This is a genomic window from Bacteroides sp. UBA939 (genome assembly GCF_002293435.1).
In the GTDB taxonomy this organism is placed as follows: Bacteria; Bacteroidota; Bacteroidia; order Bacteroidales; family Bacteroidaceae; genus Bacteroides.
Genome location: NZ_DBDF01000152.1, coordinates 1 through 16,814 on the forward strand (window position 1 = coordinate 1; position 16,814 = coordinate 16,814).

A 16,814-nucleotide genomic window follows, 5' to 3' on the forward strand; every position below is an offset into this window, starting at 1 on the left:
TACCTTTATACGGAGCGGGTACGGAGTTGGTAATGCTTTGACACGGCCCTGGTACGGAGCAGACACGATTTTATACGGTTTTAGTACGGCGATAACCCCTTTAACTCCTGCAGTATGAATAATACAGATTAGCAACTTGCGAAACTTGAGTAAGATTATTATAGTAACTACTCAGGTATGCTATTCCTTTGATAATCAAGTAGTATCTCTATTAGCACACCTGAGTAGTTACTTATTATAGAAGAAAAGTTAAACAGGCTTAAACTATTCAGCGTAAATTTTGTTTTATTAGAAAATATTAATATGTTTGAATGAATAATATGTTCAACTAATAAATTCATGAATTTATGAAAAATTTAATCTTATTACTGTTGCCTATTGTCATGTTACTGTTGGTTTCGTGCGGCACAAATCCCCAAAAGGCAGACCCAAACAAAGAGCAGGAAAAAACAGAAGCGGTAACTACGAAGACAAGCGAAGTTACCTACGTTATCACAGGTGGCGTAGATATGCTTTCGCTGTTCATATTGACCGCCGTTTACACCGATGCATCGGGCAAAAAGGCGACAGAGAGCATCACCACGTTTCCGTGGGTAAAAACAATCAGCGTAACCACCCCATTCAATGCGATATTGGATGTAGAAAAGATTCCGATCGTAGATTATGCCGTTAAAGAAAAGTATGGAGTGGAAATACATACCGCAATTTCGTTTTCAGGCTTTCAATCCTATGACACGGGTAAGAGTACCATCGGAGCAGATAAGGTTAAAGACTATCAGAAAAAGTTTGTAGAGAGAAACTTCAAAAAGGAGGAAACAATAAAGTAGAGGCTTTCAATGTTGAACCCCCTTCAAAAAGTGCAATTTAGCACTTTTACCCCCTTTCGGAAGTATTTGTAGGGCGTTAAATCCTGAAAAAAAAGACTTTTTGAAGTGGACTCAATGCTTCATTGTTTAATGGGAAATCCGATGCATAGTCTCTATAAAATATTTCGGCCCACGGGCAATGCACTCACGAAGCAGTTCGCGACCACCATATTGTTCGATACGTGCAGCCATAAAAAGACCGGTCACACAAATGTATTTATCCCAATAAGGTCCTTGCAATCCTTCCTGGATAGCTGCCATGCGGACTTCGTCGGGTTGATTGGCATCGAAGATCACCCGCCGTTGCTCCGAATAGCGCTTAAAAGCGGCCTGCTCTTTTTCTTTCAACGCATCGCCTTGCTCACGGAACATCTCTGCGTTGGCGAGATAGTGTGCGATGCCTTCGTTGTAGAGTGAATAGTCTGCCAGTTCCTCAATCGTTTCCGGCTCAGGGATTTGTTTCAAGGTGCGATAATCGGCCAGCACAGCATGGAACAATTCATGTTTCAGTACGTTTTGAAATGTACTGAGCTGTTGTTGCAACCCCTCGCCGTAGAGCGAACAGATGAGGGTCAGGTTGAAAATGATGGCAGGTTTGCCAACATCGCCGATCTCATAATTTTCAGGATTGTATGAGAACGTCATTGCATCGCCCCATTGCCATCCTGTAGCGGTAAACCAGACTTCGTAAGCAGGGAACTGTCCGGCGTCGAAATCCTGAGGGAAATAATCGATAACATACTGCCATACACCCTCCGTCACCGCCGGATCGACCATCGCCTGTGCCAGCGTGGCTATTTGCTTGCGCCGGGTATATGCCTCTGCCAACAGGTAGTCGGGGTGGGTTCGATCATCTGCAAAAGCAGCCAGTGCATCGGAAAATGACGTCCCGCCTGCCTCATTATGAAGCAATAACTGCTCCATAAAACGGTTGGCCGGCAGTGTTGTTAGCACAGGGATCGCGTCGGAGGGAGTACCTTCATCGAACCACGCCAACAAAGAGTCGACCGACTCGGTGTGAAATTGCATTCGGAGTTGTGCCCCAAGTGTTCCGAACCAGAACAGACATAATGTCAATAAGATGATCTTTTTCATTGCTTTTTTTAGATACCTTCTTTAATAGTATAGTCAATCATTTCAATAACAGATATCCATGCCAGGTATGGAACACTCCGAACATTATCGACAGTGTGATGTAAATCCATCGTCGCCAAGGTATTCGGATCCACAGCTTGTCGCTTGCAAGGCCGATACCAACGAGCCATATCACAGCACTCCAATAACCCGACAGCAACACGACCAGATTGTCGGTGACCGGATCACACAACAATATTATCCAAGAGGTGAGATAGATTGCCAGTCCGATAGCATATATCCGAATACCGAGGCGCCCCGTCCGACTTTTCATGTCGATGAGCATCAAAAATGAAAGCACCATCAACAATATGCGAATGACACCCTCGACCACCACAACAGGATGGTCGAGCAGTGTCAAATACACTTCCGGCAGGCGGCTCGCAAGCAGCCAATTAACCGCGATTACCGGCACGAAGAATAAAATACAAATTCGCCTGGCTATCACACACTTGCCGTTCGATAATTGCTGAACTTACTTCACTTCCTCAAAGTCCGCATCCTGCACATTATCTCCGTGCTTGCCATCATCCTGAGTGCCACCTTGTCCGGCATTCATATCAGGACCAGCCTGGGCGCCACCTTGTGCACCGCTCTGTGCATACATTTCAGCACTTGCAGCCTGGAATGCAGTGTTCAATTCTGCCATTGCAGTATCTATTGCAGCCAATTCTTGTGACTTATGGGCATCTTTCAGTTTCTGCAAAGCAGCTTCAATCGGAGCTTTCTTGTCAGCCGGCAACTTATCGCCCAACTCCTTCAACTGATTCTCAGTAGTGAAGATCATTGAGTCAGCCTGATTCAGCTTATCAATCTTCTCACGTTCTTTCTTATCAGCTTCGGCATTGGCTTCAGCTTCAGCCTTCATTCTGTCAATCTCCTCCTTGCTCAAACCACTGGAAGCTTCAATACGGATGACTTGTTCCTTGCCGGTAGCCTTATCTTTGGCAGATACCTTCAAGATACCGTTGGCATCAATATCGAATGTCACCTCAACCTGAGGAACACCACGACGTGCCGGAGCAATACCTGTCAGGTTGAACTGACCGATAGATTTGTTCTGTGCAGCCATCGGACGTTCACCCTGCAATACGTGGATGGTAACTTCCGTCTGGTTGTCGGCAGCCGTAGAGAAGGTTTCGCTCTTCTTGCAAGGAATAGTGGAGTTAGCATCAATCAACTTCGTCATAACACCACCCAATGTTTCAATACCCATAGACAGCGGAGTAACATCCAACAATACTACACCTTTGATTTCATCCGTCAATACGGCACCCTGTACTGCAGCACCTACAGCTACAACTTCATCCGGATTCACACCTTTAGAGGGAGTTTTACCAAAGAAATCTTCAACCAACTTCTGCACAGCAGGAATACGGGAAGAACCACCAACAAGGATTACTTCATCAATATCAGAATTGCTTAAACCGGCATCAGACATGGCTTTCTTACACGGTTCCAGACAAGCCTGAATCAGACTGTGAGCTAAAGCTTCGAATTTAGCACGAGTCAAATTCTTCACCAAATGCTTGGGTACACCACCTACCGGCATAATGTACGGCAGATTGATTTCTGTACTTGTAGAAGAAGACAATTCAATCTTGGCTTTTTCAGCAGCTTCTTTCAGACGTTGCATAGCCATCGGGTCCTGCGTCAAGTCGGCGCCTTCATCCTTCTTAAATTCTTCTACCAACCAATTGATGATTACATGGTCGAAGTCGTCACCACCCAAGTGGGTATCACCGTTCGTAGACAATACTTCAAATACACCGCCACCGAATTCCAGGATAGAGATATCGAATGTACCACCTCCAAGGTCAAACACGGCAACCTTCATATCCTTATGAGACTTATCAATACCATAAGCCAAGGCAGCGGCTGTCGGTTCGTTTACGATACGTTTCACATCCAAACCGGCAATCTGACCGGCTTCTTTAGTTGCCTGACGCTGAGAATCGGAGAAGTAAGCCGGAACAGTAATAACGGCTTCTGTAATTTCCTGCCCCAAATAGTCTTCGGCAGTCTTCTTCATTTTCTGAAGAATCATAGCTGAAATTTCCTGCGGAGTGTACAAACGACCGTCAATATCCACACGAGGCATATTATTATCACCTTTCACTACCTTATAAGGCATACGGGCAACTTCTTTTTGTACTTGCTCCCAGGTTTCACCCATGAAACGTTTGATTGAAAATACAGTTCTCGTAGGGTTAGTGATAGCCTGACGCTTTGCAGGATCACCAATTTTACGTTCTCCACCGTCTACGAATGCTACGATAGATGGAGTAGTACGTTTTCCTTCACTATTTGCAATTACTACAGGTTCGTTTCCTTCAAATACGGAAACGCAAGAGTTTGTAGTTCCTAAGTCAATACCAATAATTTTTCCCATAATTGTTATTTTTTTATTTGTTATTATTCAAGTTTCAGTTTGTCCACCGCAATGGTAGACGCCAATAAAAAGACAAACCTTATGCCAAAATGTTCAGAGAATGTTGCAATATTCCTGATTGGCAGAAGTTCTGTCAGTTTGGCAGAATAGAACCGGATTGACCGACATTTCTATAATGAAAGAGTCTGCCATCCTCCTGAATATCCCGTATAGGAACAAAAAAACAGGGTGCTAACTCATTGAATTAACACCCTGCTTTTTATCTCAATAATGAAACGGACTCTATAACACCCTACTTATTTCTTTTTCAGCACAATAATAGGGCGATTGGAAGAACCGCATAAAGCGATATTCTCCGAACCCAGTTTCTTATACTTCTTCACTTTCCCCAGTGCCGACAATACATTTTGTTCTAAAGTCATATCCGGACATGCCCTACGAGTACTCGCCATAGTACCTAAATCAATCGTACCGGGTTTCGCATTCACATCAAACGCCCCTGTCATACGATTACAACCACTGTTACCATACACTTTTCCGGCAGATGTATCAAAACCTATAAAAGGAAAGTCCTGATTAGGGGCAGGAACTACAGCAGCGCCGTTTATTTCAATAATATTCCATTCACCATTGATGGAAGATAATGTCACAGCATCTTTAGCTGTGCCACAAGATGACAAAGCTACCAAAGCTCCTGTCATACAAATAAATGCAAATACTTTTTTCATCATAATTTATTGTTTTAAGTTGATTCTCTGGTCGCAAACTTACATAAAATTTACGAATTATAAGCGTAATCTATAAAATAGGAATACCCGCTCCGTATCTGCTCCATACCAACTCCGTATAAAGTCCGTTCTATAGGATACGGAGGTGATACGGAGCAGACACGGCCCTGACAGGTAGCAGTACTCATTCTGCTAACCACCCCATCCCCTGATATCAATTTGAGGAGAGCGAAGTGATAACTCCTTTAACTACTGATTCGCATTCTAAGTAGCTGTTCATAAATTAGTTCATGCTATGAATGATAATATAGCGAAANNATTCTTTAGACGCGGATGACGCAGATTTTTAAATGCTGCGCTACGTTATCCCATCCGGAAGATAAAATGAGATCCGTGTCATCGCGTTATCTGCGTCTAAAAAATTATAGTATAAACTAATTATGAACATTGACCTATGAGAAATTATTGCTATTATAACCCCAAAGTGAACTGTTTGTTTAAAAATAAAAGATTTTTTATAGAAAGTATTTAGCAGAATTTTAATGTATATCTGCGAATTAAGTTCTATATTTGCTCCTAATTAAAAAGAAGGTTCTCCTTTATTTCAATAAAAGAGACCTGTTTATTATAATAAATACAGTGTAATTCTTAGTTTATAATTTGTAACTTGTAATTGTAATTAATAGAAATGGGTAAAGTTCTTATTATCGGTGCAGGCGGCGTAGGTACAGTCGTTGCACATAAAGTGGCTCAAAATCCGGATGTATTTACTGAAGTCATGATTGCCAGTCGTACCAAATCCAAATGCGACGCTATTGTAGAAGCAATCGGTAACCCCAACATTCAGACTGCACAGGTGGATGCCGACAATGTAGACGAACTGGTAACTCTATTTAATAGCTTTAAACCCGAAATTGTCATAAACGTAGCACTCCCCTATCAGGATTTGACCATTATGGAAGCATGCCTCAAGAGCGGGGTTAACTATCTGGACACAGCCAACTATGAGCCGAAAGACGTGGCTCACTTTGAATACAGTTGGCAGTGGGCTTATAAAAAACGTTTTGAAGATGCCGGACTGACCGCTATCCTCGGCTGCGGTTTCGACCCGGGTGTAAGTGGTATTTATACTGCATACGCCGCCAAGCATCATTTCGACGAGATACAATATCTGGATATTGTAGACTGCAATGCAGGTAATCATCACAAGGCGTTTGCCACAAACTTCAACCCCGAAATCAACATCCGCGAAATCACCCAGAACGGACGTTATTATGAAGACGGCAAATGGGTAACTACCCAACCGTTGGAAATCCATAAGGATTTGACTTATCCGAATATCGGACCGCGTGACTCATACTTATTATATCACGAAGAATTAGAGTCTCTGGTAAAGAACTTCCCTACCATCAAACGTGCACGTTTCTGGATGACTTTCGGGCAAGAGTATCTCACTCACTTGCGTGTCATTCAGAATATCGGCATGGCGCGTATAGACGAAGTAGACTACAACGGAGTAAAGATTGTCCCTCTTCAATTCTTGAAAGTCATATTACCCAACCCACAGGATTTAGGTGAAAACTATGAAGGTGAAACCTCTATCGGTTGCCGTATCCGTGGCTTGAAAGATGGTAAAGAACACACCTATTATATATATAACAATTGCAGCCACCAGGAAGCATACAAGGAAACGGGTATGCAGGGCGTAAGCTATACTACCGGTGTTCCTGCCATGATAGGAGCCATGATGTTCCTTAAAGGCTTGTGGAAGCAGCCGGGCGTTTGGAATGTGGAAGAATTTAATCCCGATCCGTTCATGGAACAACTCAACAAACAGGGTTTACCGTGGCACGAAGTATTTGACGAAAACTTAGAAATATAAATCAAATAAAGATAATTCATAATTTAAAGAATATGCAAGTCGGAGATAAAGCGCCCCAAGTATTGGGAATCAATGAGCAAGGTGAAGAAATCCGCCTCAGCGACTATAAAGGAAAGAAAATTGTTCTCTATTTCTATCCCAAAGATATGACTTCGGGCTGCACGGCACAAGCCTGCAACCTACGTGATAACTATTCGGAATTATGCAAAGCCGGTTATGAGGTTATCGGCGTAAGTGTGGATAACGAAAAGTCGCACCAAAAGTTTATAGAGAAAAATAACCTGCCCTTTACGTTGATTGCAGATACGGACAAGAAGCTCGTGGAGGAATTCGGAGTATGGGGTGAAAAAAGTATGTATGGACGCAAGTATATGGGAACTTTCCGCACCACCTTTATCATCAATCAAGAAGGAGTGATAGAGCGTATCATTACGCCTAAGGAAGTAAAAACCAAAGAGCATGCAGCACAAATCCTTTAATTTAAAAATAGTAAGTAAGCAATATGGCTAAGAAAGACGAACTTAATTTTGAGAATGAGAAAAGTGTAGCGCCAAACGAAAAGTTGAAAGCGCTCCAAGTTGCCATGGATAAGATAGAAAAGAGCTTCGGTAAAGGTTCTATCATGAAAATGGGTAATGAAAAGATAGAAGACGTGGAAGTAATATCCACCGGCTCCGTTGCCTTGAATGCGGCTTTAGGCGTTGGCGGTTATCCGCGTGGACGTATCATTGAAATCTATGGCCCGGAATCTTCCGGTAAAACAACATTAGCTATCCACGCTATTGCCGAAGCGCAGAAAGCCGGAGGTATCGCTGCATTCATTGATGCGGAACATGCTTTCGACCGTTTCTATGCCGCCAAACTGGGTGTGGATATAGACAATCTCTGGATTTCACAACCGGATAATGGCGAACAGGCTCTGGAAATCGCCGAGCAACTGATACGTTCGTCTGCTATTGACATTATTGTGATAGACTCCGTGGCCGCCCTAACCCCAAAGGCTGAAATAGAAGGCGATATGGGCGAAAACAAGGTAGGCTTACAGGCCCGTCTGATGTCGCAAGCATTGCGTAAACTGACATCCGCTGTCAGCAAGACACGCACCACATGTATCTTTATCAACCAGCTACGCGAAAAAATCGGCGTAATGTTCGGTAGCCCCGAAACAACTACCGGTGGTAATGCATTGAAATTCTACGCATCGGTACGTTTGGATATCCGCCGTGCGCAACAGATTAAAGATGGTGAGGAAGTGATTGGTAATCAGACGCGCGTAAAAGTAGTAAAAAACAAAGTAGCTCCTCCGTTCCGTAGAGCTGAGTTTGATATTATGTTTGGTGAAGGAATTTCACGTTCGGGAGAAATTATTGATTTGGGCGTCGAAATGAATATCGTCAAGAAGAGCGGTTCATGGTACAGTTACAACGATACTAAACTTGGTCAAGGTCGTGATGCCGCCAAGCAAGTGATTGCCGACAATCCAGAACTGGCGGAAGAACTGTCAGCCCGTATTTTCGCTGAATTAAAGAAAGACAAATAAAGAGGATATATATCAGAAGCCGAAAAGACAATTAAAATACCCCTGCCGTAATTATTACAGCAGGGGTATTCTTTTAGAACCGGGTTTTGGCACACCCTTTTCTTCAACAAACGCTCTATCTACACATATCAGAAATCGGTGCTCATTCCAAATTTCCAAAATCAAAATTTTCCAAACGTGTTCCCAGCATCTCCATACTTTTCTCAAAACTTTCCTGAAACAATTTGTTATCCTTCAAATGTTCTAAGCCCTTCAGGTTTTCTAAGCCTTTCAGGTTTTCCATGACATTCGCATTCGCCAGGTTTAGTGCCCCACCTAATATATGATGCAAATTATTACCACCCGTATTCATACTCTGATACATCATAATATTCTGAATATCTTTCAAAGTCATTTCCCCTTCCAGATAAACAAACTTCAAACTTGCGGAGCCATCAATTATCATGATAAGTTCCTTAACCTTATCTCCCTTTCTGCTCATATAAAACTCCGAACTGGACACCGTTCCTTTTTGTTTCATGAGCAACTCATACTTGGACGATTGTACCAACGTGCGGAGGTCCTTGAGCATTTCTTTCTTTATATTATTATCCATAGTCGAAAGAATCTGCACACAATCCAGCTTTCCGGACACCTTTCCAATATAGACATCTTTAGTAAAAAGGTGCGAATTCATTTCAATCATAGCCTTGGAGATATAAACGGAGGAGACTCCTTTCATATCATTGTAACTATTGAATATGTTTTTCTGCGCTTGGCAAAGCAGTGGCAGCAATAGCAACGCACCTGCTAATAGAATTTTACTAAATTTCATAATCATTACCTTTGTATTTCTTGTTTAACTTCTTGATTCACTGTTATTATATCCAACTGGGTTTTCTCCACCTCACTCAATCCATTGTTCAAATTGGTGGAAACCTCCATTAATGTTGCTTGCAATACCCTGTAAGCTTGTTCCGGATCAGAAAAGGTATCCCGTGGTGGCGAGCATATATCCTTGTCCAAATTTCCCGTACCATATCCGATACCGATAAGCAATAGCACGGTGGCGGCAATACTTCCAATCCAGCGCCAGTTACGTTTGGACTTATTCCTGATGAAGAAACGTTGTTCTTCTTCAGCTTTCTTATCAATCAGCAAGCTCAATTTATCCACCAATCCTGCAGGCACTTCCACTTCTTGATTCGCATCCTGATAAAGGCTGAGAAAAATTTCTTTGTCTTTATGCAGATTCCCGGGCACTTCCGCAGTCCTGAAATAATCTTTCAATATCTCTTCCTGGCTCTCGGTAGTGTTCCCCTCGTAAAACTCGGCGAGCAGCCTTTCAATTTCCTCTACTTTCATAATTATTCCATTTTTTAAATTCCTCACGTATCTTTTTCCTCGCCCGAGATAGCAGTACGCGGACATTGGTAGCATTCAATCCGGTAACTTGTTCTATCTCTTCGTAAGAACAGCCTTTAACATCACGCAAACTCACAATCTGTTGCTGTTGTTCGGGTAAACGTGCAATGATATCTTTAACTTGTTGCACTTTATCCCGTTCTTCTATATTATCTATCAACAAAACGTCCTGTACGGCTGTCAGTTCAACGGTTTGTTTACTCAAAATATACTTTCCGGACCGGAGCAAGTCGAAACACATATTCTTTACCAAAGTAACGCTAAACGCTTCCGGGTTACTGATAACCGTCAATCCTTCCCGCTTGTCCCACAGTTTCAGATAGGCTTCCTGCACCAAGTCCTCCGCGTCAGCCGCATTCTCCAATAAGCGATAGGCTACGCAGTACAGTTTGCGGTGATAGGGCAGAAACTCATTTTTAAAACTTTCAGCATCCATGCGTTTTTTCTGTATTTCAATCTTGTTTTTTTATTGTTTCTATTTGTTAGACGTGACGGGGCGGAATTTTGTTACAAAGAAAACACATTTTAAGATATCCCGGAAAATCAAGCACATCGACACTTATTAAGGACAACTATTTAGCAGTGTCGCTTAAAAAGCCTATTTTTGTACGGTAATAAAAATTCTCTGGCAATATATGTGGTCGTATTTACTATATGCTTATGCCGCCGGATGCACCTATTTGTTTGTCCGCGGTTGGCAATCGCTTGAAATATCAAGGCGTTGGCAGGTTTGGTTTACTGTGATATTTTGCCTAATGGCCTCATCGTTTGTGATTGTGCGGATGAAGCTGGTTTCGGAAGCATTGTATGATGCTTGTTATGCCCTTGGCTACATCATGTTAGCTGTTGTGCTGTACGGCTTCCTCATTTTGCTTGCCATTGACATTCTACGGATTGTCAGATGGATAGGTAAAATCCGGCCTGATATTATCTATCGGAATTACCGGAGAAGTAAAACCATCCTGTTTGGGACGGTTTGTCTGGCGCTTGCCTTCATTATCATATATGGTTATTGCAATGCACACTATCCGCGTGTAACCCAACTGACTATTCCCATAGATAAAAAAGCCGGGCAGCTTACTTCATTGCGAATTGCAATGGCAAGCGATATTCACTTGGGGAATATACATGACCGCAAGACGTTGGCGCGAATAGTGAAAACGATTAATGACCAGCATCCGGATATTGTTCTGTTAGTTGGAGACGTATTCGACGGGAATCCTGAAACGGTAATCAAAAATGGGATGGGGATGGAATTCAACCATTTGAAGCCCAAATACGGTGTGTGTTTTGTTAATGGCAATCACGAGCGTATTCGCGGTGAAGAAAAAAGTAATATAGCCATTGATTATCTGGCTTCTCACGGAGTACAGCCTTTGCTTGATACAACAGTTTTAATTGACGGCAGTTTCTACATTGCCGGACGGAAAGACCGGTCAAGCCGTTCGCGAAAGACAATCCCCGAACTGCTGGAAGGAATAGACAAACAACTGCCTGTCATCCTGCTCGACCATCAGCCATACAACCTCAAAGAAGCGGAACAGGCAGGCATAGACCTGCAATTGTCAGGACATACGCATCATGGACAGATGTGGCCATTGAGTTACATCACGAGCGAAACATATGAACAGGATTGGGGATTTCTGCAAAAAGGTAAATCGTATTTTTATATATCCTGCGGTGTCGGAACGTGGGGACCGCCGATTCGCACAGCAGGATACTCGGAAGTGGTTGTCATTGATTTGAAATTTCAAAGTTGAGTTCCCTTCAAAAAGTGCACTTAAGCACTTTTACCCCCTTTCAGAAGTATTTGTGTGGCATTAATTTCTGATAAAAAAGACTTTTTGAAGTAGACTCAAAGTTCATTTGAAGCAACTATTTTACAGCCTTTACTTTCATAATATCGAAGCATTTCATCTATCTTCTTTTTACTACAACTGGTAATGCAATCCGATAAGACATTAACTTTATAATTCTCTTTAAGTAAATTGTAACAGGTTGTTTTTACACAAGCAATAGCATCTGCCCCTGCTATGTAGAACTCACATATTGCATTTCGATTGATAAAGTCTTTGAATTCCTCACTACTTAATGCATTCAATTGATATTTAGTAAAAACATTTTCTGATACTATCTTTAAGTCCGGGGCTAATTCTGATCCGTAAGTATTTGGCTTAAATTTCTTCATAGTATCCGACAAATATTCATGCCTCATATAAACAACATCAACATCGTTATTAACTGCCCAATCAATTGATTTATTTATATTATCAATTATATCCTTGTAATTCTTTGTTATATCATTTTGAATATCTATTATCACTAATGCCCTTTTCATATCACTTATTATTTATGTCCTTGCCGGACGGTTTATATACGGTGGTGTACTTCCAATGGCGACTGCCGACACTTAATCTTTCAAATACAAAGATACATTATTGATTTCAATAATACAAGTATTTTCCCAATAAATACAAGTAGACGGCGAGTACAGGATAAGTCACATCCTTACTCCCCCCATTCACACGCCGATGAATAAGGGGATACGGAGAAAAGGTGAAAGATGAGGGTGGAATTGCTCAAAATCCTGGGAGGGAGTTCTGAGGTTCAAACATTAAATGGCGCCATTTTTATTTCAAATATTTCCCTGTACAGACAATAGAGTATTACCAACCAATTCATGAATTTCTTTTATATGAAGGTTCAGATGCTCCAAATAACCTTCTATCATTTCTTTCAATGTGACCTTTGTTCCTTCAAAGTCACACCAGTAACTATCCAACTTTAAAGCATCTACTGATTTGATAACCTGAATGATATGTAAATTATAAAACTTCCATAGCTGGATTAAGTTAGCCCAATCCGCATTTTGATAATCCTGCAGAGATATCCACAAATCATTATCTTGCCGGTAATCAGGAAAGAAAAGTAAGTCTTTGCTATATTGCAGACGAACCATTCGTTGATGATTGTTTGATGCCGAATCAACCAAGTGACCGAGTATTTGTTTGATAGTGCGGTTCTGTCTGTTCCGCCTTAATGTTATAACTTCTACGGGCAAATCTCTCAATAAACTTTCTTCTGTTTCAATAACCTTTGCAATGCCATCGGTTATGTGCCTAAAATTATTTTCTTGCATAATAGTCATTATTCCTTTTTAGTTAAATTGATACAGTAAATTGTACCTGAGTCTGAACCAAAGTACAATACGTCCTGATAGATTGCCGGAGATGACAATACACAATCCTCAAGTGTTGCTTGCCAAAGCTTTGTGTGGGCTTTTGTATCGAACTCCATTATATTCGATTTATTGAATGAGTAGACGTCAGTCGCGGCAACTACAATGTTATCACCATGAAGAAGCGGTGGAGTATATGCGTTCGTTTCTGTTGGGTACAAGCGTAACAACTCTCCCGTATTTTTGTTGAAGGCGGCAATCGTGTGTTCATCCGAGGTACAGGAATAAAGTGTGTTGCCTACAGAAACCGACCCTCCCGAAAACCATGTCGTGTCATCGGATGATGGCGATGACCATATCACATTGCCGTCGTTCGCGTCAATACAATACATTTTGCAACTTCTCCCGCCGACATAAATCTTCCCATCGCTGATATACATAGGCGCAAAAGCCCTGTCGTGTATCTCAGTCCGGAATATCACTTGCCTTGTTTGTGCGTCAACGCAACACAGAGAACCCGCATAATCGGTATAGCAAAGTTTTCCATTCGAAAAGTTAACTCCTGAAGCTACCGCACCCGGATTTCCGGAAATGAGCGACCATATCATCGCGCCGCTTTTTATATCAACCGCCACTAAATCTCCATTAAGCGCGGCATAGTAGGCTATACCATTTGAGGCCGCCACATACGAGTCATTGAATGTATATGTATCTTGACTTATCCTGATTGAACTTTCGGAAGGATAAGTATATTTGTGTGTTTCAGTGCCATCCGTAGCATCTAAAATATACAAACTGTTTCCTGCGTTAAATATAACTTTGTTATCCGTAAATACCGGCCATGTTTCTACAGGCTCGTTTGCAGAATACATCCAAAGCTCCTGTTTGGTATTAATATCAATGGCATGGAACTCACAGTTTTCAGTACCAAAGTAAAGCTTACCGTCGTTCACCAAGATAGCGGAACGTATCTTGGAGTCGACTTTAAAAAAGATTTCCGGCTTTACTTCTAAGGCTACAGACTCCTCAAACTCTATCTTCCGGATAAAAGAGGCAGTCGTGGCTCCCACACTAAACAATACTAATCCAATGATTATCCATACCCGGCTTCCGTTTTTATTTTTTCTCATGATAGTTGTCACTCTAAAAATTACATATCAGTTCGTTTATTATAAGAGCGGCAAGGAGTAATTTCCCCTATTCGGATTGGAGTAATTTATCGCTTTTCACATACAAAATGGTACTTATTGTTATTCATCTCGCTTTTATACTGCACTATTATCGCCGATCACCTGCTATTTCATCTTATATACCAACGTTCCTCCCTTTACAATATCTTCATGTGATATAGTATTCTTCGTATACAGTTCTCCATTCAACGTGATACTATCCAAATACTTATGTTCTTTCGAAAGATTTTCCGCAATAATCGTAAAAGTCTTGCCATCAGCCAGATACAATACCATCTTCGGCAATTGTGGAGCGCCGAATACATATTCCGCACTCACCGGGTCTACCGGATAGAATCCCATTGCGCTAAGCATATACCAGGCAGACATCTGACCACAATCATCGTTTCCACAAAGTCCATCAGGCTTATTTTTATATTGAGTGTCAAAGATTTCACGGACTAACTCCTGCGTACGTTCCGGACGACCGGCTAATGTGTATAAATAAGCAACATGATGGCTCGGCTCATTACCATGAGCGTACTGTCCGATTAATCCGGTAACATCCGACAGAGTTTGACCTTCCAGCTTAGTTGTGAACAAGGAATCCAATCTGCTCAGGAAAGGTTCTTCACCGCCAAACAGTTTGATTAATCCCGGCACGTCGTGCTGTACATGCCAAGTGTACTGCCATGCATTTCCTTCGGTATAATCACCTCCGACACTTTCGGAATGTCCCAATGCACTTGGATTAAACGGCGCCTTCCAGGTTCCGCCGGATTTACGCGGACGCATAAACTTCGTTTCCGGATCGAAGAGGTTCTTATAATAATCCGCACGTTTTGCAAAATAGATGGCGTCTTCCTCTTTCCCCATGCGGCGTGCCATATCGGCGGCGGCATAATCGTCGTACACCGATTCTAATGTAGAAGATACGGATTCGGCTTTTATCAGGTCGGTCGGGAAATATCCGTATTTCATATATACCTCCCAATTTGACTTTAACGGGTGGGATACTGTTTGAGTTTTCTTTATCATATTGAAAGCGCGTTCGGCATCAAAGCCACGGAACCCCTTACGATAGGCCTCGGCAATGACCGATACGCCATGATTGCCAACCATACAGTAGTTTTCTTTCCCCCACAATGCCCAGATAGGCAGGAAGCCTTGTACTTCGCCTTGTTCTATCAGTGAGTTTACGAAGCCGTCCACACGTTCGGGAATCACCAATGTATAGAATGGGTGAGCGGCACGATACGTATCCCAAAGAGAGAATGTAGAATAGAAAGTACCTGTCCCGGCTTTTACTATGGAATCAGCGGCATTACGATACATTCCGTCTACGTCCGAAATCTGATTCGGCTGAATCATCGCATGATAAAAACAAGTATAGAAGTTCGTTTTTTCATCGTCGGTACCATCTATCTCAATACGACTCAGATAGCTATTCCATTCATTGTGAGCCGCCGTTTTCACTCCGTCAAAATCCCATGCGGGAATTTCCGCTTCCAGATTCTTTTTCGCTCCATCTACGCCGGTAGTGGAAAGGGCCACTTTCATCATCAATTCCTCGCCCGGTTCCATATCGAAAGTAGCGACGATACGTTTGCCCTTTTCGGTTTCTCCCATCGGAAGATAAAGCGAATCTATAACAGGACGGCTAAATTTCATCACAAAGAAATAATCCTGATTCACCCATACGGTATTACCGACATGCCCGGTCAGTGTCTGCGCATCTTCCCAGTTTACTTCGCAACTATTCACATGAGAGTGGTACTGTTTCTCTCCCCATGCAGGTCCATGCTGTAAGTCAATCAATAGAGAAGCCGAATCAGCTTTATGATAAGTGTAACGATGAAGAGCTGCATGAATAGAAGCAGTCAGTTCCGCTTTTACCTGAGGTTCCGAAAGTTCGACCGTATAATACCCCGGAGCGGCAGCTTCCCCATCTTTTGAGAAGCTGCTGCGATAAGCATCCCATGCACGAGCGCGTGTACCGGTTACCGGCATCACCAGAATATCGCCTAAATCCATACATCCCGTTCCATTCAGATGAGTCTGGGTGAATCCCCAAATCAACGAATCCTGATAAACATATTCAGAACAGTATCTCCAGCCGACTGCACCTGTCACGGGGCTGGTTTGCACCATCCCGAAAGGACAACAAGCTCCGGGAAATGTATGACCGTTATCAGCGGCACCAATAAAGGTATTGACGTATTGGGTATAATCCTGCATTTCCGTCTTCTCAGTCGGAACACAGGAAGAACAAAAAAACAAACCTGCCAAAGCAGTAGTAATAAAAGGGATTTTTCTTTTCATGTGCATATCGGTTTTCTGCAACAAAGAAATAGAATGAATTTGAATTAACAATATTTTCTCTCATTTTTTTTGCTTTAAAGCCAAATTCATGCTTGTCAGTCAAATACCGGAGCTTACCCGAATCTTCTAACCTGCATTATTCATAGCGGCAAATACATTCATTCGTCCCGTGGGACGAATTCTTTCATCCCACGGGACG

At 42.3% G+C, this 16,814-nt stretch carries 15 protein-coding genes and 1 pseudogene; 5 read left to right on the forward strand and 11 right to left on the reverse strand.

Translation table 11 applies throughout. From position 1 onward, the window contains the following. Window positions 1-347: 347 nt before the first annotated feature. The gene (locus tag B2Z67_RS09410; RefSeq protein WP_291529570.1) at window positions 348-827 is read left to right on the forward strand and encodes a hypothetical protein; all 480 of its coding nucleotides are present in this window, start codon (window positions 348-350) and stop codon (window positions 825-827) included. Window positions 828-953: 126 nt separating this feature from the next. Here B2Z67_RS09410 and B2Z67_RS09415 read toward each other — a convergent pair whose 3' ends face one another. From B2Z67_RS09415 to B2Z67_RS09430, 4 genes and pseudogenes are all read right to left on the reverse strand, one after another. Beyond that, complete coding sequence (locus tag B2Z67_RS09415) at window positions 954-1,820, reverse strand: DUF5700 domain-containing putative Zn-dependent protease (protein WP_291529571.1); 867 nt, start codon at window positions 1,818-1,820, stop codon at window positions 954-956. 178 nt (window positions 1,821-1,998) lie between these two features. Further along, window positions 1,999-2,274 carry a hypothetical protein gene (locus tag B2Z67_RS09420; RefSeq protein WP_291529572.1) on the reverse strand — a complete coding sequence of 92 codons (276 nt, stop codon included), beginning with the start codon at window positions 2,272-2,274 and terminating at the stop codon, window positions 1,999-2,001. A gap of 201 nt (window positions 2,275-2,475) precedes the next feature. Then, the gene (gene dnaK / locus B2Z67_RS09425; RefSeq protein WP_291529573.1) at window positions 2,476-4,392 is read right to left on the reverse strand and encodes a molecular chaperone DnaK; all 1,917 of its coding nucleotides are present in this window, start codon (window positions 4,390-4,392) and stop codon (window positions 2,476-2,478) included. A 299-nt stretch (window positions 4,393-4,691) separates the two neighbouring features. Beyond that, window positions 4,692-5,120 (reverse strand): annotated as a pseudogene (locus B2Z67_RS09430) (META domain-containing protein); the annotation flags it as partial. Between the two features lie 688 nt (window positions 5,121-5,808). On the opposite strand from B2Z67_RS09430, the gene B2Z67_RS09435 reads away from it, so the two are divergent. The 3 genes from B2Z67_RS09435 to recA are packed head-to-tail and all read left to right on the forward strand — an operon-like array spanning window position 5,809 to window position 8,542. Beyond that, window positions 5,809-7,002, forward strand: coding sequence for a saccharopine dehydrogenase family protein (locus tag B2Z67_RS09435; RefSeq protein WP_291529574.1), 1,194 nt, complete (start codon window positions 5,809-5,811; stop codon window positions 7,000-7,002). Between the two features lie 32 nt (window positions 7,003-7,034). Beyond that, window positions 7,035-7,481, forward strand: coding sequence for a thioredoxin-dependent thiol peroxidase (gene bcp, locus B2Z67_RS09440; protein WP_291529575.1), 447 nt, complete (start codon window positions 7,035-7,037; stop codon window positions 7,479-7,481). Window positions 7,482-7,504: 23 nt separating this feature from the next. After that, a complete protein-coding gene (gene recA, locus B2Z67_RS09445; protein WP_291529576.1) occupies window positions 7,505-8,542 on the forward strand; it encodes a recombinase RecA in 1,038 nt (345 codons plus the stop codon). A 142-nt stretch (window positions 8,543-8,684) separates the two neighbouring features. Here recA and B2Z67_RS09450 read toward each other — a convergent pair whose 3' ends face one another. Genes B2Z67_RS09450 through B2Z67_RS09460 form a run of 3 tightly spaced genes read right to left on the reverse strand, consistent with a single transcriptional unit; the run spans window position 8,685 to window position 10,382 of the window. Further along, the gene (locus tag B2Z67_RS09450; RefSeq protein ID WP_291529577.1) at window positions 8,685-9,356 is read right to left on the reverse strand and encodes a DUF4252 domain-containing protein; all 672 of its coding nucleotides are present in this window, start codon (window positions 9,354-9,356) and stop codon (window positions 8,685-8,687) included. A 5-nt stretch (window positions 9,357-9,361) separates the two neighbouring features. After that, a complete protein-coding gene (locus tag B2Z67_RS09455; RefSeq protein WP_291529578.1) occupies window positions 9,362-9,886 on the reverse strand; it encodes a hypothetical protein in 525 nt (174 codons plus the stop codon). Further along, complete coding sequence (locus B2Z67_RS09460) at window positions 9,867-10,382, reverse strand: RNA polymerase sigma factor (RefSeq protein WP_291529579.1); 516 nt, start codon at window positions 10,380-10,382, stop codon at window positions 9,867-9,869. The genes B2Z67_RS09455 and B2Z67_RS09460 overlap by 20 nt, the downstream gene beginning before the upstream one ends. Window positions 10,383-10,581: 199 nt before the next feature. Between B2Z67_RS09460 and B2Z67_RS09465 the strand changes: the two genes are divergently transcribed. Next, window positions 10,582-11,706, forward strand: coding sequence for a metallophosphoesterase (locus tag B2Z67_RS09465; RefSeq protein ID WP_291529580.1), 1,125 nt, complete (start codon window positions 10,582-10,584; stop codon window positions 11,704-11,706). A 95-nt stretch (window positions 11,707-11,801) separates the two neighbouring features. Here B2Z67_RS09465 and B2Z67_RS09470 read toward each other — a convergent pair whose 3' ends face one another. From B2Z67_RS09470 to B2Z67_RS09485, 4 genes are all read right to left on the reverse strand, one after another. Next, entirely contained in the window at window positions 11,802-12,284 is a 483-nt protein-coding gene (locus B2Z67_RS09470) for a cysteine hydrolase family protein (RefSeq protein WP_291529581.1), read from the reverse strand. Window positions 12,285-12,581: 297 nt separating this feature from the next. Next, window positions 12,582-13,085, reverse strand: a complete 504-nt coding sequence (locus B2Z67_RS09475) for a DinB family protein (RefSeq protein WP_291529582.1) — start codon at window positions 13,083-13,085, stop codon at window positions 12,582-12,584. 8 nt (window positions 13,086-13,093) lie between these two features. Then, window positions 13,094-14,254, reverse strand: a complete 1,161-nt coding sequence (locus B2Z67_RS09480; protein WP_291529583.1) for a PQQ-binding-like beta-propeller repeat protein — start codon at window positions 14,252-14,254, stop codon at window positions 13,094-13,096. A 165-nt stretch (window positions 14,255-14,419) separates the two neighbouring features. Beyond that, on the reverse strand, window positions 14,420-16,615 hold the full coding sequence (locus B2Z67_RS09485) for a GH92 family glycosyl hydrolase (RefSeq protein ID WP_291529584.1): 2,196 nt from the start codon (window positions 16,613-16,615) through the stop codon (window positions 14,420-14,422). Between the last annotated feature and the right edge of the window lie 199 nt (window positions 16,616-16,814).

Excerpts from the sequence above, each read along its gene's own strand:
- B2Z67_RS09410 (WP_291529570.1), top strand. The coding sequence starts at position 348 with ATGAAAAATTTAATCTTATTACTGTTGCCTATTGTCATGTTACTGTTG.
- B2Z67_RS09420 (WP_291529572.1), bottom strand. The coding sequence starts at position 2,274 with ATGAAAAGTCGGACGGGGCGCCTCGGTATTCGGATATATGCTATCGGA.
- dnaK (WP_291529573.1), bottom strand. The coding sequence starts at position 4,392 with ATGGGAAAAATTATTGGTATTGACTTAGGAACTACAAACTCTTGCGTT.
- B2Z67_RS09435 (WP_291529574.1), top strand. The coding sequence starts at position 5,809 with ATGGGTAAAGTTCTTATTATCGGTGCAGGCGGCGTAGGTACAGTCGTT.
- bcp (WP_291529575.1), top strand. The coding sequence starts at position 7,035 with ATGCAAGTCGGAGATAAAGCGCCCCAAGTATTGGGAATCAATGAGCAA.
- recA (WP_291529576.1), top strand. The coding sequence starts at position 7,505 with ATGGCTAAGAAAGACGAACTTAATTTTGAGAATGAGAAAAGTGTAGCG.
- B2Z67_RS09450 (WP_291529577.1), bottom strand. The coding sequence starts at position 9,356 with ATGAAATTTAGTAAAATTCTATTAGCAGGTGCGTTGCTATTGCTGCCA.
- B2Z67_RS09455 (WP_291529578.1), bottom strand. The coding sequence starts at position 9,886 with ATGAAAGTAGAGGAAATTGAAAGGCTGCTCGCCGAGTTTTACGAGGGG.
- B2Z67_RS09460 (WP_291529579.1), bottom strand. The coding sequence starts at position 10,382 with ATGGATGCTGAAAGTTTTAAAAATGAGTTTCTGCCCTATCACCGCAAA.
- B2Z67_RS09465 (WP_291529580.1), top strand. The coding sequence starts at position 10,582 with ATGTGGTCGTATTTACTATATGCTTATGCCGCCGGATGCACCTATTTG.
- B2Z67_RS09470 (WP_291529581.1), bottom strand. The coding sequence starts at position 12,284 with ATGAAAAGGGCATTAGTGATAATAGATATTCAAAATGATATAACAAAG.
- B2Z67_RS09475 (WP_291529582.1), bottom strand. The coding sequence starts at position 13,085 with ATGCAAGAAAATAATTTTAGGCACATAACCGATGGCATTGCAAAGGTT.
- B2Z67_RS09480 (WP_291529583.1), bottom strand. The coding sequence starts at position 14,254 with ATGAGAAAAAATAAAAACGGAAGCCGGGTATGGATAATCATTGGATTA.
- B2Z67_RS09485 (WP_291529584.1), bottom strand. The coding sequence starts at position 16,615 with ATGAAAAGAAAAATCCCTTTTATTACTACTGCTTTGGCAGGTTTGTTT.